This is a genomic window from Paenibacillus sp. strain BS8-2, assembly GCF_054483835.1.
Window position 1 is genome coordinate 4,785,235 of record NZ_CM137010.1, and the last position, 16,242, is coordinate 4,801,476.

Sequence of the window (16,242 nt, forward strand, 5' to 3'; positions counted from 1 at the left end):
AGTGAAACGGCTAAAACTTATTACTATTTAGAATTCAAAAAAGTGGCTGACTAGCAGCCACTTTTCTCCACCATTGCTTATTTGGCGTATTCCACTGCTCGAGTCTCACGAATGACCGTAACTTTAATATGTCCCGGATAATCGAGTTCACCCTCGATTTTTTTCGTAATATCGCGAGCAAGACGGAATGCCTCTGTATCGTCGATCTTCTCAGGCTGTACCATAACACGCACTTCGCGTCCTGCTTGAATCGCGTAGGACTTCTCGACGCCGTCGAACGATTCGGTAATCGCCTCGAGCTTCTCCAGTCGCTTAATATACGTTTCCAGCGTTTCGCGGCGTGCGCCCGGACGAGCAGCCGACAATGCGTCTGCAGCCCCTACCAGCATCGCGATAACGGATGTAGCTTCCGTATCACCATGATGGGAAGCGATACTGTTAATGACAACCGGATGTTCTTTGTATTTCTTAGCAAGCTCCACGCCAATCTCGACATGGGAACCTTCTACTTCGTGGTCAAGCGCTTTGCCGATATCGTGCAGCAATCCAGCACGCTTCGCCAGCGTAATATCCTCGCCGAGCTCCGCTGCCATCAAGCCTGTAAGATAGGCAACCTCCATCGAATGCTTAAGCACATTCTGACCGTAGCTTGTCCGGTACTTCAGTCTACCCAAAATTTTGATCAGATCCGGATGCAGTCCGTGTACACCAACCTCGAAGGTCGCTTGCTCGCCATATTCACGAACGCGCTCGTCGATTTCCTTACGGGATTTCTCGACCATCTCTTCGATACGGGCCGGGTGGATACGTCCATCAGCAACCAGTTTCTCAAGGGAAGTACGTGCAATTTCGCGTCTGATCGGGTCAAAGCCGGACAAAATGACCGCTTCCGGTGTATCGTCGATTATGAGATCGATACCGGTCAATGTTTCCAAAGCACGGATATTGCGGCCTTCACGTCCGATAATGCGGCCTTTCATTTCTTCATTCGGCAATGTGACAACGGATACCGTTGTTTCTGCCACATGATCGGCTGCGCAACGTTGAATAGCCAGAGAAATAATGTCACGCGCTTTTTTGTCGGCCTCTTCCTTCGCTTGCTGCTCGATCTCTTTGATCATTTGAGCTGTTTCGTGACGAACTTCCTGCTCGACATTGCTCAGGATGATCGACTTGGCGTCTTCCATCGTCAGACTGGAAATCCGCTCTAGCTCACTAAGCTGTTGCTTGTAAATGGAGTCGATTTGTTCTTGGGTTTCTTCGATTCTTTTCTCCTTGTTGGCTACGGTCTCTTCTTTGCGTTCTAGCGCTTCCAACTTTTTATCCAGCGACTCTTCCTTCTGGAGCAACCGTCTTTCCAGACGCTGCACCTCGTTGCGGCGCTCGCGGATGTCTTTTTCAGCTTCTGCACGTAGTCTGTGGACTTCGTCTTTCGCCTCTAGCACGGTTTCTTTCTTTTGTGCTTCCGCGTCTTTTTTCGCATTCTCTACGATTTGGACCGCGGCTTGCTCAGCAGTCGAAATTTTGGCTTCGGCAATCGACTTGCGATAAAAATAACCAATCCCAAAGAAAATTGCGCCAACAAGGATACAAATCAGAATCAAGATCCAGATGTTTATACCATCCATCTTGTTCACCTCCTTGCTGCATACACCAAGGCATTGCTTGGGATGTTATTAGGTTTTAACCGGCTTCCAACCGTTTCATCATGTACAAAATTGACGAAAATAAGCGTTTTGAATCAACTTTTGGAAGAAAAATCGATTCAAATGTAAAGGAATACAACCTCATTTTATCTGTTTGCAATTTCAGTTGTCAAGCAAAACGCCATCATCTTCCTCATACGAGTCATCGCCTGTCGATAAGTGAACCGTCTTCACGGCTTCTCGAACGATATCTCCTGGAAATCCACGGCGCAGCAGAAATCCCATGAGCTTGGATCTTTGTTTCATTAGATCGCCTGATAACGACCTTGCTTTCTTATGCGCAAGCGCTGTTGCAGACTCCAGCTCGCTGTCTCGGTCGATTAACGCAAGTGCGTCGGAGGCAGCCTGCTTGGATACTCCGCGCTGTTGCAATTCCTGCCGAATCATGAGCCGTCCCTTCGAGCCTGAGCGTACTCGGCTATCTGCGAATTGACGCGCATATTGATCATCATCTACCAGCTTCTCCGATTCTAAACGTTCGATTGCATATTCGATGTGATGCTCCTCAAGCTCTTTTCTTGTCAGGTACTGTTGAATCTGTTTACTTGTCCTCGGTTTCGCGCCCAAATAAGCCACTGCCAGAATATATGCTTGATAACGACGATCCTCATCTTGAATGATGATGACTTGCTCCTGTGTTACCTCTTCGTCTTTCATCAAGCTGTACTTGATCCATATATCTTCATGTACACTCAAAAAAGGCTCATCCTCCATCCCCTCGCTCGCATACAGGTGAAAGCGCCTTTTTTCCTTTTTGTCCCTTCGGATGACATGGATCCGATATACTTCCAGCTCTTCATTACCCATTACTTTCGTATCCTCCGTTTTCCCGTTCTAAGGATTGGGACAAAACAATATTCGCCGCCCCCTCTAGGGAGCGGCGAATATGAAATGATCTTATGCGTCCTGATCGTCGAACTCGTCTTCGTCCTCGTCGTCATCGCCAGAGAAGTTAGCTGGAGATGCTGTCGCCGACAAATTGCTGGCATCACGAATCTGCTTCTCGATCTCAGCAGCGAAGTTTGTTTTTTCCTTCAGGAATTGCTTCGCATTCTCGCGTCCTTGGCCCAAGCGCTCGCCATTGTAGGAGAACCAGGCACCGCTCTTCTGAACGATATCCATCTCAACGCCGATATCGATCAAGCTGCCTTCCTTGGATATCCCTTCGCCGTACATGATATCGATTTCCGCTTGCTTAAACGGAGGGGCTACCTTATTCTTGACGACCTTGATACGTGTCCGGTTACCGACCATATCGTTGCCTTGTTTAAGCGTCTCTATGCGGCGTACATCCAGTCTGACGCTGGAATAGAACTTAAGCGCGCGTCCGCCCGGCGTCGTCTCCGGGTTGCCGAACATAACACCGACTTTCTCACGGAGCTGATTAATGAAGACCGCGATAGTCTTCGATTTGGAGATGGCACCTGACAACTTACGCAATGCTTGCGACATAAGTCGTGCTTGAAGACCTACATGGGAGTCGCCCATATCGCCCTCGATCTCCGCCTTAGGCACGAGAGCTGCGACGGAATCGACAACGATAATGTCAACGGCGCCGCTTCGTACGAGCGCTTCTGCGATTTCAAGCGCTTGCTCACCTGTGTCAGGCTGTGAAAGCAGCAGCTCGTCGATGTTAACACCGAGTTTGCTTGCATACAAGGGATCAAGTGCGTGCTCCGCATCGATAAAGGCAGCTTGTCCACCGATACGTTGCACTTCGGCGATTGCGTGCAATGCCACTGTCGTCTTACCCGATGATTCTGGGCCGTATACTTCTATAACCCGGCCGCGCGGCAATCCGCCGATCCCGAGTGCAATATCTAAAGCAAGCGAGCCGCTCGGCACGGTCTCTACTTGCATATGAGTTGATTCCCCTAATTTCATAATGGAGCCTTTGCCAAATTGCTTCTCAATCTGACGTAGAGCATTATCCAAAGCAGCGCGACGATCCGCCAACTCACTCACATCCTTCATCATTTATATATGTATGATACCTTATTTCGAAAGGGTTGCCAACCTTTTTTTCGAACACACATTCGTAAAATTGTTTTCCCCACAGTCACGCTATAATTGCAGCAGCTCACTCCCTTCACACGATGGTGGTATTCTGTATCCCTGTATCCGCACCAACAAGCAACAAAAATAAAAAAAACCGCAGCAAAGTAATCTTCGCCACGGTTCTTCCGGTAACTAGTCCTCATTATAGCGCAGGATTCGACAATTGGCAACCATATTTAAACAGCAGCAATCGCAATCCGTTCGTTACGCATTTATCGTTTGCCATAATCGGTGCATGGCCGACTTTACAGCACGGATCCGTATCATCTCGCGTCCGCCTCTGAAGTTGGACGTGTAGACAATCGTTTCTTTGCCTCTTTCGGCTACGGCAAAATAAACGAGACCTACCGGCTTGCCTTCTGACTCAGCAGGTCCAGCCACTCCGGTTAACGAAACGCCATAATCCGCTCCTGTCATATTCATGATCTGTTCAGCCATTAGCTTGGCTGTTGATTCACTGATAGCTCCAGGTGCGCCGTCCCCCTCTAGCTGTGACATGGGGATCCCCAGAAGTTTATGTTTCATGAGATTGGTATAGGTCACTACACCGCCAAGGAATTCTCCACTGCTGCCAGGAATGCTTGTTACGAGCTCTGCGAACAATCCGCCACTGCAGCTCTCGGCGCTTGCAACCCGTTTTTTTGCTGTTCGCAGCTGCTGTATGATAACGGCTTCGAGCGGAACATCCTCCTGCGCATACAGATGGTCCCCGACGCGTAACATGATCTCGGCAACAGCCGCGTCAATGATGGCATCCGCCTCAGACTGACTTGCACTCTTCGTCGACAGTCTCAGTGCTACTTCTCCTTCTTTGGCATATGGAGCGATTGTGAGATCTGTCTGCGCATCGATCATATCAATGAGTGCGGCTTCCAGATTGGATTCGCCAATGCCAGCGAACTTTAGAATTCTGGAATACAGCGGCTTCTCATCGATAAACTTCAACCTTAGCCAATCCACGCCAGGACCATCCAACATCGGAAGCATTTCTTTGGGCGGACCAGGCAATAGCATGTATAAAGTGCCATCCGCCTCTACCCCATTGCCAACCGCAAGTCCAGTAGCGTTGTGCAGCGGCTCGCTTCCATCACCGAGAATGAGATGCGCCTGTCTCCGATTGCTCTCCACCATATGCGCGCCTCGCGAGGAGAACAGCTCCTTAATCGCTTCCATTGAAGGCTCATGTATGCCTAGCTCGCGTCCCAGATAATCGGCCAGCACGTCCTTTGTTAGATCGTCTTGTGTCGGTCCTAGTCCCCCGGTAAACACAAGCAGATCCGCTCTGCCTCTACCAATCTCGATGGCTTGCCTTAACCGATTCGCATTATCTCCTACAACAGTTTGAAAATATACGTCGATACCGATCTCTGCAAGCTTTTGCGAGATTGCCTGAGCATTTGTGTTCACAATCTGGCCGAGAAGCAGCTCTGTACCGACCGCAATAATTTCTGCTTTCAACTTTGTCTCCCCCTCATCCATCACTTATGATGAAAATTTACATGATCTCCAATCGGAAGGACAAGAGCACCTCCCATGAAAGGGAAGTGCTCTATTAGTGTTTCGAAATACTTACTCGACAGGTATCAAATGTTTATTCTTAACGAAATAATCGACACCGGAATATACCGTAATCGCGGCTGCAACCCAGCTTGCAATAATATCAAACGGGAAATGGAGCAGCGCAAACGGAAAGTTGTTGATGAGAAGCGCGATGATCATCGTGATCTGAATGGCCGTTTTCCATTTGCCCCATGTGCTAGCCGCCATAACGGAGCCCTCAAGCAATGCAATCTGGCGCAAACCAGTAACCGCGAATTCCCGGCTAATAATAATGATGGCGATAAGCGCGTTCAACTTGTCCATCTCCACTAAGGAGATCAGAACGGCTGCAACCAACAGCTTATCCGCGAGCGGATCCAGCAGCTTGCCGAGATTGGTGACTATTTTGTTCTTACGAGCTATGTATCCATCCAGCCCGTCTGTGCTTGCTGCGATAATGAAGATAATCGCGGCTACGATCTGGTTATACGAAATCGTAAAGTCAGAGAAGCTAACCGACCCCAGATCGATTTTGATTAATAAGAAAAACATGATGACTGGCACTAAAAAGATTCGAGCCAGTGTGATCTTGTTGGCTAAATTCACTACATTCCCTCCCCAGAAAGGTCAAACTCGTAGGCATGCGTTACGCGAACCTTCTGGATGGAACCGATTTCCGCGCTGCAATTCGAGATGAACACCACACCGTTTATAACGGGGATGTCATACATGGAATGACCGACCCAAATATCGCTTCTACCATCGTACTGTTCGACCAAAACATCAACTTCTTTGCCTAGATTGTGCTGTTATTGCTTGTTGCACGGATAGTAGCTGAATTACGTTCTACAAACCTTCTTAACGATAGTTTGTATATTGAAGCTCGATCGGCAAGTCAGCACCGCGCAGCAACGTCATAACAGCCTGAAGATCATCTTTACTCTTGCCAGTGACGCGTAATTGATCCCCTTGAATCTGGCTCTTCACTTTTAGCTTGGAATCACGGATAAGAATATTGATTTTCTTAGAAATATCTTGTTCGATACCTTGTCTCAACTTGATTCTTTGCTTGACTGTACCACCTGAAGCGCCTTCGATTTTGCCATAATCCATATTTTTAATTGGGACTCCACGCTTCATCATCTTGGATTGCAGAATATCGATTACGTTCTTCAGCTTATATTCGCTGTCTGATACAACGATAAGCTCTTCCTTTTCAAGCGCGATACTGCTTTTGCTACCCTTGAAGTCAAACCGAGTCTCAATTTCACGCTCCGCTTGTACGATGGCATTCGCCAATTCCTGCATGTCTACTTTCGAAACGATATCAAATGAACTTTCCGAACTCATATCTTGCTCTCCTCTCCTTACATAACTGATCAGTTGTCTGCACTCGAACAATTGTGTAATGCGGCCGGCTATTCATGCCGTAATAGCACTTTACGTTATTCTCCGCTAGTATTCGTTGTTGGTGTACCTGCTCCGTTGCCGTCGGACGGGGTGTTGACGGCCTCTATCGGCTTGAGCAGCAGTTTCTTGGAATTGGCGCGATCTCCATCCGGTACCAGAACGCCGTCTACCTTAATCTCTGCAAGATCCGCACGACCAACGTTAACATAAATAGGTCCAGTCAACTCGTAAGTTTGCAATGCGCCATCTTCTGCATTGGAGTAGAACAGCTTCGTGCCGGTAGATCCGCCTTCTCGAACTTCAATCCAGTTGCGTCCGCCGGATACTTTGATCTCCAATACATGAGCGACACCAGCCGGTCCAATATCATATTGATCAGTTGCCTTGCCTACCTTGCTGTTAAATACAACAGTTGTAGGCGCCTGCGTCGGAGGCGGTGGCGTTGGTTCAACATTTGGTGTCTCTGTCGCGGAGCCCGCATTCGTCTCCGTGGGCGCTTCCGAGTTTTCAGTTATAGGCGTCTGATCAACCGTATTTGGCTCTGTGGACTCGTTGTTGATGTAGAAATACCAAACAACAACTACGATCACAACCAGGAATAGCCACATAACCAAATTGAAGCCGATCTTTCCGAACCTTTCCGAAGTTTGGGACTTCACTCGGCGGGGTTTGCGTGCAGGAATCGGTTCCACAACATGCTCGATCGGCGCGGCGGGAATCTCGTGTTGGTAGAGTCGCAATACTTCATCGGGTTCAAGGCCTACAGCTTCCGAATAATTTTTGACGAATGCGCGGACATAAAATGATCCGGGAAGAACACTGTAATCTCCAGATTCAATCGCCTGCAGGTATCGTTTCCGGATTTTCGTCAACTCCTGAATATCATCGAGCGACAATCCTTTCTCTTCTCTGGCCCTCCTGAGCAGCGCTCCGAGCTCTGACATGTGGACATCCTCCTTTCGAGCGTGGGCGATCGTTTCAATCCGACTATACCCGGATTACAACAAACTTAATCAAAACTCGTCCGTGTAGTTTGCCGTAAACGACTCATACGTAATTTCTTCGTCTGGCGTATTACGAAGCTCGATAATAATATCGAAATGGCTGTAATCATATTGCGATTCCTTAATAAAAATGTCGGGATGCTCGATCACCTTGGTTGACGGCATCGCCATAATCTCTTGGAGGAGCGCATGATGTTTTTCGTTAGAGCGAATGGTACTTACGATTCCGTCAATGATAAAGATATTGTTCGGCTGCATCTCTTCCTCAGAGAGCTGGCTGCGCACCGTTTGTCTCAGAAGCGTGGAGGATACGAATGTCCAGCGTTTATTGGAGCACACACTTCCTGCGATGATGGATTCCGTCTTGCCGACGCGGGGCATGCCCCTTAGACCGATGACATGATTGCCGTCGCGTTTGAACACTTCGCCGAGAAAATCGACCAAGATGCCTAGTTCGTCTCTTACGAAACGAAATGTCTTGCGATCATCCGAATCCCGTTCGATGTAACGACCGTGGCGCACGGCTAATATATCGACAATCGTTGGTGTACGAAGCTTGTTCACCGTAATATTGTCGACCTTCTGCAGCATCTTCCCGAGCAGCTCAATCTTCTCATCGTCATTCGTTTGCAGAAGCATGCCACGCGTACGATCCTCTACACCATTGATCGTCATGATGTTCACTTCTAGCATACCAAGCAATGAAGCAATGTCGCCTAGCAAGCCGGGCCTATTCTTATGTATCTTGTACTCCATGTACCATTGCTTTGTTTCCAATCCGTTCTCACCGTCCCTTGAAGCGTAAATGTATGTAATAAGGGCTGATACTACCGTTGCACAAGGTTAGGTATCCCTAATTCTCTATTCTACAAATTTCGTCAGCTTCCTGCAAATATAAATTAAACATTGCAGAAAAGCCCCCGTTTCGGGAGGCTTTCTGCAAACGTTATGAGACTCTACGATTGCTCGACCAGTTTGACCATACAGCTTGCGATGGCCTTCCGCTCCGATTCGTCGCCAGCATCCCACAGCTGCTTCAGTACGCCTTCTTCATCGTTCTTCGGATCGACCTTCTCATCTAAGAAGGAACCGATCTCATAAGCCAGATTGGAAATCGTTTCTTCCGTCAGGCCCATTTTCTTGGCTTGAGACACTCGGTCGGACAAAAAATGTTTCCACGTATCGAAATTCGAAAGGACAGTTGACACAGCTCTTCGCCTCCTCTTAGGTTTGGAAAAGAATCATCAACAGTCCTTATTCTACGCTTTTCGCCTCGGCCTTATACAGCTCGTTCAAGACAATTCACAGGTTAAGTATGCCAGCCGCCGTTAGGACTAATAATTTGACCTGTTATGTAAGAAGATTCTGGTAAGGAAAGAAAGTAAACAAGCGAAGCAATTTCCTCTGCGGATCCGAATCTGCCTACCGGAATTTCCTGCTGCAATGCAGCCTTTTCTTCCGGATTAAAACCATCCATCATATAAGTATCGACAACACCGGGAGCTACAGCATTCACCGTTATTCCTGACGGAGCAAGCTCTTTGGCCAGAGCCTTCGTGAACGCATTGACGCCACCCTTGGTCGTTGAATACAACACTTCGCATGAAGCGCCCGACATTCCCCAGACCGAAGATACATTAATGATTCTTCCAAAGCGCTGGGCAATCATATGCGGCATAAATAATTGCGTGCTCAAAAACATTCCCTTCAAATTAACAGCCATAACGTCATCCCATTCTTCCTCCGTCACATCGGAGAGCATGCCGTAATGTGCGATGCCCCCGTTATTGACCAGTATATCAGGATAAATATTGTGGCTGGACAACTTATCATACATCCGTGAGAGCTGGTCTCGCGATCTTAAGTCTGCCGAGATGGTCATGACACTTGCGCCTAAAGCCATGCAGCGCCTGGCTGTTTCATTGGCGCTTTCATGCGATTCTAGATAGTGGAGAACGATATTGACACCTTCCGCGGCGAAGCGCTGCGCGATGGCAGCGCCGATTCCGCGGCTTCCCCCGGTAATCAATACCGTCGTCTCCTGTAATGTTTTCATTCTGCTTCTTGTTCCACAATCGATACAGCGAGTTGACCAAAGTCGAAGTGTTCGCGCAACCGTGCGTTCACTTCTTCCAGCGTACATTGCTCGTAGAACGTTATGACATCGAACATGTCGCTATCCCGGAAGCGGTACCTTGTAAATTCGCCTGCAATGGATTCGGGGGAATTCAGCATACGCAGATAACCGCCAATCTTTTTGCGTTTGGTGCGTTCGAACGAAGTCGAATTAATTCCACTGGTAAGTGCCTCAGTTACGGCGGACTTTATCGATTCGATCAATTTATCCGGCTCTGGCGTGTCTCCGCCGATGACGGAGAATCCATAGTCCGAACTGGAATTGTATTCGTGACCGAATGAGTCGGAGATCAAATTTTGTTCGTACAACGATTGGTATAAAGGTGAACTCGGACCAATAAGCGCTTCGAGCATCAGCTTGGTTGTAACCTCGCGCTTCACTAGCGCGTCTCCCTGAAGTCCAACCGTTTTCTCTTTGAATCCCATCATGCACTTCGGCAAAGAAACCTGAAGCTTGGATACTTTGCGCGGGATCTTGACGGTCGTAGGTTCCTGATCGAAGTAACGACTAATTTCCCCTTGGGATGCAAAAGACTTGCCTGACTGATTATCGCGGACAAGCTTGAACACTTCTTCCGCATCAACGCCACCTACAACAAACAACATCATATTGGACGGATGGTAGAACGTTTCGTAGCAGCGGTATAACGTTTCCTTATCGATCTGATAGATCGACTCCACCGTACCTGCAATATCGATATGAACAGGATGCGTATGATACAAAGCGTCGATGAGACCGAAATAGACGCGCCAATCCGCATTATCTCTGTACATATTAATTTCTTGCTCGATAATTCCCTTCTCCTTATCCACGTTAGCATCCGTAAAATAAGGATTCTGCACGAAATTAATTAACGTCGTTAAATTCTCATTAATCTGCTCCGTTGCGGAGAATAGATAGACCGTCCGATCAAAGGTCGTAAAGGCGTTTGCGGATGCGCCCTGCGCTGCAAATACGGCAAAAATATCGCCTTCCGGTTCTTCGAACATTTTGTGTTCGAGGAAATGAGCGATCCCGTCCGGCACTTTAACCGCTTCTTGGTCGCCTACGGAGAACCGATTGTCGACTGAACCGTATTTGGTTGAAAATGTCGCATACGTTTTCTGAAAGCCTTCCTTGGGTAGTACGACCACTTCAAGCCCGTTGCTCATAACTTCGCGATATAATGTCTCTTGGACATGCGGATAATGTAACGTTTCCATGGCGTCTATGCCTCCTTCCGATCTCGCAAGAAGTAGATCGTATCGAGCTGCACTTGCTTCGCCACCGCTACGATATCCTCCACCGTCACGCCTTGTACCTGCTTCAGCAGCTCGGCAGCTGAACGTTCCTTGCCGGTCAGTACGCTGTTGAAGTCGTACGACAACATTTCATAGGCCGAATCCTGCATCTCGCGCAAATGATTCGAAATCATCGCTTTGGTCTGATTGATCTCAAGCTCAGACAATTGCCCTTGCTTCATCGCATCCAACTGCTCTTTGATGATGGCAACCGCCTTCTCATAATTTGCGAACTCAATGCCGGATTGAATGGTACAAATGCCTTTGTGTCCATCCAGTCGACTAGCCGCATAATAAGCGAGGCTTTCCTTCTCTCTGACGTTGATAAAGAGTTTGGAGTGCGGATAACCCCCAAGAATACCGTTGTATAGAAGGGCTGCCGGATATAAGGCGTCATCGTATCCAACGCCAGTTCGCATACCCATATTCAATTTGCCTTGGCTCACTTCCAGCCGGTCAACCACATGTTTAACTTCTGTTACATTATGTTTCGTAACAGGGCGATTGTAGTTAGAAGGAACTCCGCTTTTCAGTCGGAATGACCCGCGTACGAGCTCAGTCACCTCTTCGAGTGTCGTGTCACCGACAACATACAAATCAAGTGCTGCATTGTCCAGCCAATGCTCATAAGACGCATATAGCGATTCGGAAGTAATCGCGGCAATATCGCTGCGTTGTCCTAAAGCATGCAGTCGGTAAGGCTCTCCCGCACACATTTCTTCGATGCAGCGTTCTGCTGCATAACGAATCTTGTCATTGACAATCGCTTCCAGCCGTTTGCGAAGTGTATCTTTTTCAGCTTCCACGTATTTGGAGCGGAAGCCGCCTTCTTCAATCAACGGATTGGTTACTACATCACCCAAGAATCCAATCGAAGCTGCCAACAACGACTGTTCGGAGGAAACGAACGCATCATTGATGACATCCATACGGAACTGTACAATCTGTGAGTCTCCCCTCTTGTACACGTCAAATCCGAATCCGGCACCGTACATATCGTCGAGCTTCTCTCGGAAGTGGATTGTCTCCGGCGTAGTAGCAGTTCCCCGGCGAAGGACAAACGGAATCAAAGCAACGGGAGTTACCGTTTCCTCTTCGAGAGGAAGTCCAGCAAATAACGAAATCGCAAACGTCTTGAACCGATTTGTGGGCAGCACATGAATGCGAATTCGTTCGAGTTGCCCTCTTTGGAATATAGTCACGCGATTTTGCTCCTTTCGAGAGTTGTTCCAAATGGCTGTTATGCTAACCTCTGGGACATACACCAATTGCATAGCCGTTTTTACCATTCTAACCGATCAGAAATGGAAGAAGCAACCACTCCTGCTTTCGAGCAGAAGCGGCTGCTTCAGGGCTGGTCCAGCTTATCGTTCCTGGCATCTACATGCAGAAAATATGCTTACCAATCGTCTTGATTTGTGTTCTCGTCCAAATCCAAGCAGATGTTGCCGTGTCGGGATTAAAATAATACAGGCAGCCGCCTGAAGGATCCCAGCCATTAAGCGCATCCTCAACAGCTTCTCGCGCTTTCTCGTTTGGGGTCAAATAAATCTGACCATCAGCAACCGCCGTAAAGGCTCTTGGCTGGAAAATAACGCCATACACCGTATTCGGGAAGCTCTCCGATCGAACGCGGTTCAAGATAACGGCAGCGACTGCAACTTGTCCCTCGTACGGCTCCCCGCGGGCCTCGCCATATACAGCGTTCGCCATGATTTTTAGATCGTTTTCAGATAATCCGAGCCGGTTCGATTGCGCCAGATTGCTGCCTGAGTTACCAGACCCGCCGGCATTTTCTCCACTACCAGTTCCTCCGGCTGTCCCGGTACCCGCTCCATTATTTGATCCACTGTTACTAGTAGATCCAGGTTTCCAGCTTTTCGAAGCGTTGTATAGCTTCGTCTTGGTTTCCGATCCGACTACACCATCAGACTTGAGTCCAAATTTCCACTGAAACCAGGTAACGGCCCCTTTCGTTTTGGAGCCGAAGACCCCATCGATTTTGCCGTTATAATAGCCGAGATACGTGAGTCTGCCTTGAAGCTCCTGCACGTCAGAGCCGGATGAGCCGACTTTAAGCGTCGCATTGCTGAACGTCTCCGAAACGGGTCCAAGCGGTCCCTTAAGGGCGGCGAAAGAACCGAATACGAGCAGCACGATAATCGAAGTCACCACGATCAAACGAATTCTCATGTAGGGATCTGCCTTTCTCATGCAAAATAGTTGTTTGCAACGACGTTATAGCGTTACCTGCAACTAGTATGAGAAAGTTCCTTCCCTTCTATGCAAATATTCGCAAATGAGGCAGTGTTATGAGCTCGCTTTGTTGGCTTGGAACTGCTCCAGCGACAGTAACACCTCTCTCGGTTTGCTGCCCTCATATGGGCCGACGATCGAACGAGCTTCCATTTGATCGATCAATCTTGCGGCACGTGTATAACCAATTCTCATTCTGCGCTGTAACAGTGATACGGAGGCTTGCTTGGCCTCGACGACAATTTGCACAGCTTGATCAAATAATTCGTCTACTTGCATATCTGGGTTGTCCGCTTCAGCATCGAGTTCTGGGACAAGATCTTCCTTATACTCAGCCTCTCCCTGATCACGTGCAAACGCCACAAGCGCTTCTACCTCTTGATCGGAAAGAAATGCACCTTGTACACGTATCGGCTTCGACATGCCCACCGGTAAGAACAACATATCTCCACGGCCGAGCAGCTTCTCCGCACCAGCCATATCAAGAATTGTTCTAGAATCGACTTGTGAGGATACGCCGAATGCGATTCGTGAAGGAATGTTCGCCTTAATGACCCCGGTAATTACGTCGACTGACGGACGTTGGGTAGCAATGATGAGATGAATGCCGGCTGCCCGTGCCATCTGTGCAAGCCGCGCAATGGAATCCTCGACATCGCCTGCCGCGACCATCATAAGATCTGCAAGCTCGTCCACAATAACTACGATATAAGGCAAGACCGCAGCCGGATTGTCAGCCATTAACGTGTTATAACCTTCAATATTACGTGTAGAGGATTTGGAGAATAGCTCATACCGCTTCTCCATCTCTACCACGATTTTTTTGAGCGCGAGTGAAGCTCTCCTTGGATCTGTAACAACGGGCGCTAACAGATGCGGGATGCCGTTATATACGTTCAATTCGACCATCTTCGGATCGATCATCAAGAATTTAACTTCATCGGGCTTGGCTTTGTACAGAATGCTTGTAATGATACCGTTAATACATACCGATTTGCCGGAACCTGTTGCACCCGCAACTAGCAAATGGGGCATTCTCGCAAGGTTACCAACAATGGTCTGTCCAGAAATATCTCGGCCAAATGCGATGGACATCTTGGAGGCTGCCGTCTGGAACGCTGGCGTCTCCATAACTTCTCGCATCGTAACAACGGATACCTCCATGTTCGGCACCTCGATACCGATAGCTGATTTGCCAGGTATCGGGGCTTCCATCCGAACATCCTTAGCAGCTAGAGCAAGAGCGATATCATCCGTCAAACCGACGATACGGCTTACTTTGACACCTGTAGCTGGCTGCACTTCATATCGCGTAACAGCTGGACCACGCACTACGTCCAACACTTTCGCACGTACACCGAAGCTCTCTAAAGTGGCTTCAAGCTTGCGTCTGGAATCGTACATATCGGTTGCGTCCGACCCTCTGCTCATGCCAACCGGCTTCTGAAGTAGCGAAAACGGAGGCAGTAGATACGGCTTGGGCACAGGTTTGCCGCCACCGGTAACCATTGCGTCGCCAGACTCGCCAATCGGTCTGCGAGGTGCGGTCGACGCTTCATCACCTTCGATGGATTCAGCAGGAAGAGTGTCTTCTAGCTCAGCGTCAATCTCAGGGTGCAAAGGCACTTCCAATCCCGTAATTACGGCATCCGTACGACCTTCGATCTCATGTTCATTCTCAAACATATCCGATCCATGATCCGTTTCATTTCTCCAATCCGAATCTCCCCAACTCTGCCCTTCAACTTGCTCTCCTACTTGATTTAGGTCAGGGTATTGTTGTTGATCCGTAATGGGATATTGGGATTCAGTGGATTCCGAACGTTCATCTTGCGCCCAAGGAGGAAGCCCATCGTCGAATTTCTCGTTATAGGGTTCGGATTGCTGATAAGTTTCACCTGTTTTCTCCCAAGGCTGCTGCACTGTTTCGTTGTCCCACGATTTCACTTCATTGCCGTTTCTCGTGTCATCATCTCGGGATAGCTCCCATTCATCATCGTCATGCAAATGATCTTTGCTCTCTTGTTCGTTGTTTCGCCAGGAGAAAAACAATGATTTGCGTTTCTTTGGCTCTGGCTTTGCATATAACTCATCGTCTTCAATTGTGCCATCATCGTCATATACACCGTCTGCCAGCGGTGTAGCAGCCGCAGCACCTGCAGCTGCTTCGCGCTTGGCTCTTCGGCTGCTCCGCTTCGCATTAAGCAACTTAACCATCCGAATGAACCGCGTGCGCCCAAGGCGAATCAATTCCACATACGACTTACCGGTTATCAGCATAACTGCAATTGCGAACATTACAAAATCGATAATAAGAGCACCGTAATACCCAAACAAGCTAAATAACATAGCAAACATCAGCGCACCTAAATAACCTCCGCTAATTTGTTTGTCCTGTATAGCTACCTGATCTACGCCATCCGATGAGGAGGTTAATAGCTGTTCCTGAAGACTCGTGCTTAACGTACTTAGAATCACTCCGCCAGACAACGTTTCACGCTCGATACCTTGGAATCGAGCATTGATGTCAGATATGGAACTGCTAAGTGCCAATGCAAGCACGACAATAAGCAGACCTGTCCTGCGGTTCGTCCAACCGCTAGGCCATGCCCGCTTCACCATGACTGTAAGACCTATGTAAATGCCGACAAGCGCAAGCACGAAATAAAACTTGCCTAAAAACAAGCCAAACAGCTTGGATAAGGCTCGGCCTACAGTTGCTTCTCCGGATAATGCGATAATGGATACCGTAATAATCAGAATGCCATATACTTCGTATTTGAGCGCTGCGCCAATCGATTTTTTGCGTCCCTTTTTCTTTGCCAATGCCGTCACCTCGGATTTCCATTATA

At 48.3% G+C, this 16,242-nt stretch carries 14 protein-coding genes and 1 pseudogene; all 15 read right to left on the reverse strand.

The genetic code is table 11. The features are described 5' to 3' along the window. Nucleotides 1–77 precede the first annotated feature (77 nt). The 15 genes and pseudogenes from rny to ACX1C1_RS20805 all read right to left on the reverse strand — a co-directional run bounded on the left by rny (nucleotide 78) and on the right by ACX1C1_RS20805 (nucleotide 16,216). Entirely contained in the window at nucleotides 78–1,628 is a 1,551-nt protein-coding gene (gene rny, locus ACX1C1_RS20735; protein ID WP_458954054.1) for a ribonuclease Y, read from the reverse strand. A gap of 180 nt (nucleotides 1,629–1,808) precedes the next feature. After that, complete coding sequence (locus ACX1C1_RS20740; RefSeq protein ID WP_458954055.1) at nucleotides 1,809–2,513, reverse strand: regulatory protein RecX; 705 nt, start codon at nucleotides 2,511–2,513, stop codon at nucleotides 1,809–1,811. Between the two features lie 90 nt (nucleotides 2,514–2,603). Beyond that, a complete protein-coding gene (recA, locus tag ACX1C1_RS20745; protein ID WP_458954056.1) occupies nucleotides 2,604–3,662 on the reverse strand; it encodes a recombinase RecA in 1,059 nt (352 codons plus the stop codon). A gap of 306 nt (nucleotides 3,663–3,968) precedes the next feature. Next, complete coding sequence (locus ACX1C1_RS20750; RefSeq protein WP_458954057.1) at nucleotides 3,969–5,222, reverse strand: competence/damage-inducible protein A; 1,254 nt, start codon at nucleotides 5,220–5,222, stop codon at nucleotides 3,969–3,971. 111 nt (nucleotides 5,223–5,333) lie between these two features. Beyond that, nucleotides 5,334–5,909 carry a CDP-diacylglycerol--glycerol-3-phosphate 3-phosphatidyltransferase gene (gene pgsA, locus ACX1C1_RS20755; protein ID WP_458954058.1) on the reverse strand — a complete coding sequence of 192 codons (576 nt, stop codon included), beginning with the start codon at nucleotides 5,907–5,909 and terminating at the stop codon, nucleotides 5,334–5,336. Next, nucleotides 5,909–6,091, reverse strand: a pseudogene (locus ACX1C1_RS20760) (TRAM domain-containing protein); the annotation flags it as partial. The gene pgsA and the pseudogene ACX1C1_RS20760, both read right to left, overlap by 1 nt. A gap of 70 nt (nucleotides 6,092–6,161) precedes the next feature. Next, on the reverse strand, nucleotides 6,162–6,653 hold the full coding sequence (locus tag ACX1C1_RS20765) for a YajQ family cyclic di-GMP-binding protein (protein ID WP_458954059.1): 492 nt from the start codon (nucleotides 6,651–6,653) through the stop codon (nucleotides 6,162–6,164). Nucleotides 6,654–6,748: 95 nt separating this feature from the next. Beyond that, nucleotides 6,749–7,657 (reverse strand): RodZ domain-containing protein, encoded by a 909-nt coding sequence (locus tag ACX1C1_RS20770; RefSeq protein ID WP_458954060.1) that lies wholly within the window; start codon nucleotides 7,655–7,657, stop codon nucleotides 6,749–6,751. Nucleotides 7,658–7,726: 69 nt separating this feature from the next. Beyond that, nucleotides 7,727–8,494 (reverse strand): DUF3388 domain-containing protein, encoded by a 768-nt coding sequence (locus ACX1C1_RS20775; protein ID WP_458954061.1) that lies wholly within the window; start codon nucleotides 8,492–8,494, stop codon nucleotides 7,727–7,729. 179 nt (nucleotides 8,495–8,673) lie between these two features. Continuing rightward, entirely contained in the window at nucleotides 8,674–8,925 is a 252-nt protein-coding gene (locus ACX1C1_RS20780; protein ID WP_458954062.1) for a DUF3243 family protein, read from the reverse strand. Between the two features lie 101 nt (nucleotides 8,926–9,026). Further along, nucleotides 9,027–9,773 carry an elongation factor P 5-aminopentanone reductase gene (gene ymfI / locus ACX1C1_RS20785; protein ID WP_458954063.1) on the reverse strand — a complete coding sequence of 249 codons (747 nt, stop codon included), beginning with the start codon at nucleotides 9,771–9,773 and terminating at the stop codon, nucleotides 9,027–9,029. Beyond that, the gene (gene yfmH / locus ACX1C1_RS20790) at nucleotides 9,770–11,056 is read right to left on the reverse strand and encodes an EF-P 5-aminopentanol modification-associated protein YfmH (RefSeq protein ID WP_458954064.1); all 1,287 of its coding nucleotides are present in this window, start codon (nucleotides 11,054–11,056) and stop codon (nucleotides 9,770–9,772) included. Before yfmH ends, ymfI begins: the two co-directional genes overlap by 4 nt. 5 nt (nucleotides 11,057–11,061) lie before the next feature. Continuing rightward, complete coding sequence (yfmF, locus tag ACX1C1_RS20795; protein WP_458954065.1) at nucleotides 11,062–12,336, reverse strand: EF-P 5-aminopentanol modification-associated protein YfmF; 1,275 nt, start codon at nucleotides 12,334–12,336, stop codon at nucleotides 11,062–11,064. 178 nt (nucleotides 12,337–12,514) lie between these two features. Continuing rightward, nucleotides 12,515–13,327 (reverse strand): spore cortex-lytic enzyme, encoded by an 813-nt coding sequence (gene sleB / locus ACX1C1_RS20800; RefSeq protein ID WP_458954066.1) that lies wholly within the window; start codon nucleotides 13,325–13,327, stop codon nucleotides 12,515–12,517. 117 nt (nucleotides 13,328–13,444) lie between these two features. Beyond that, nucleotides 13,445–16,216 carry an FtsK/SpoIIIE family DNA translocase gene (locus ACX1C1_RS20805; protein ID WP_458954067.1) on the reverse strand — a complete coding sequence of 924 codons (2,772 nt, stop codon included), beginning with the start codon at nucleotides 16,214–16,216 and terminating at the stop codon, nucleotides 13,445–13,447. Nucleotides 16,217–16,242 lie beyond the last annotated feature (26 nt).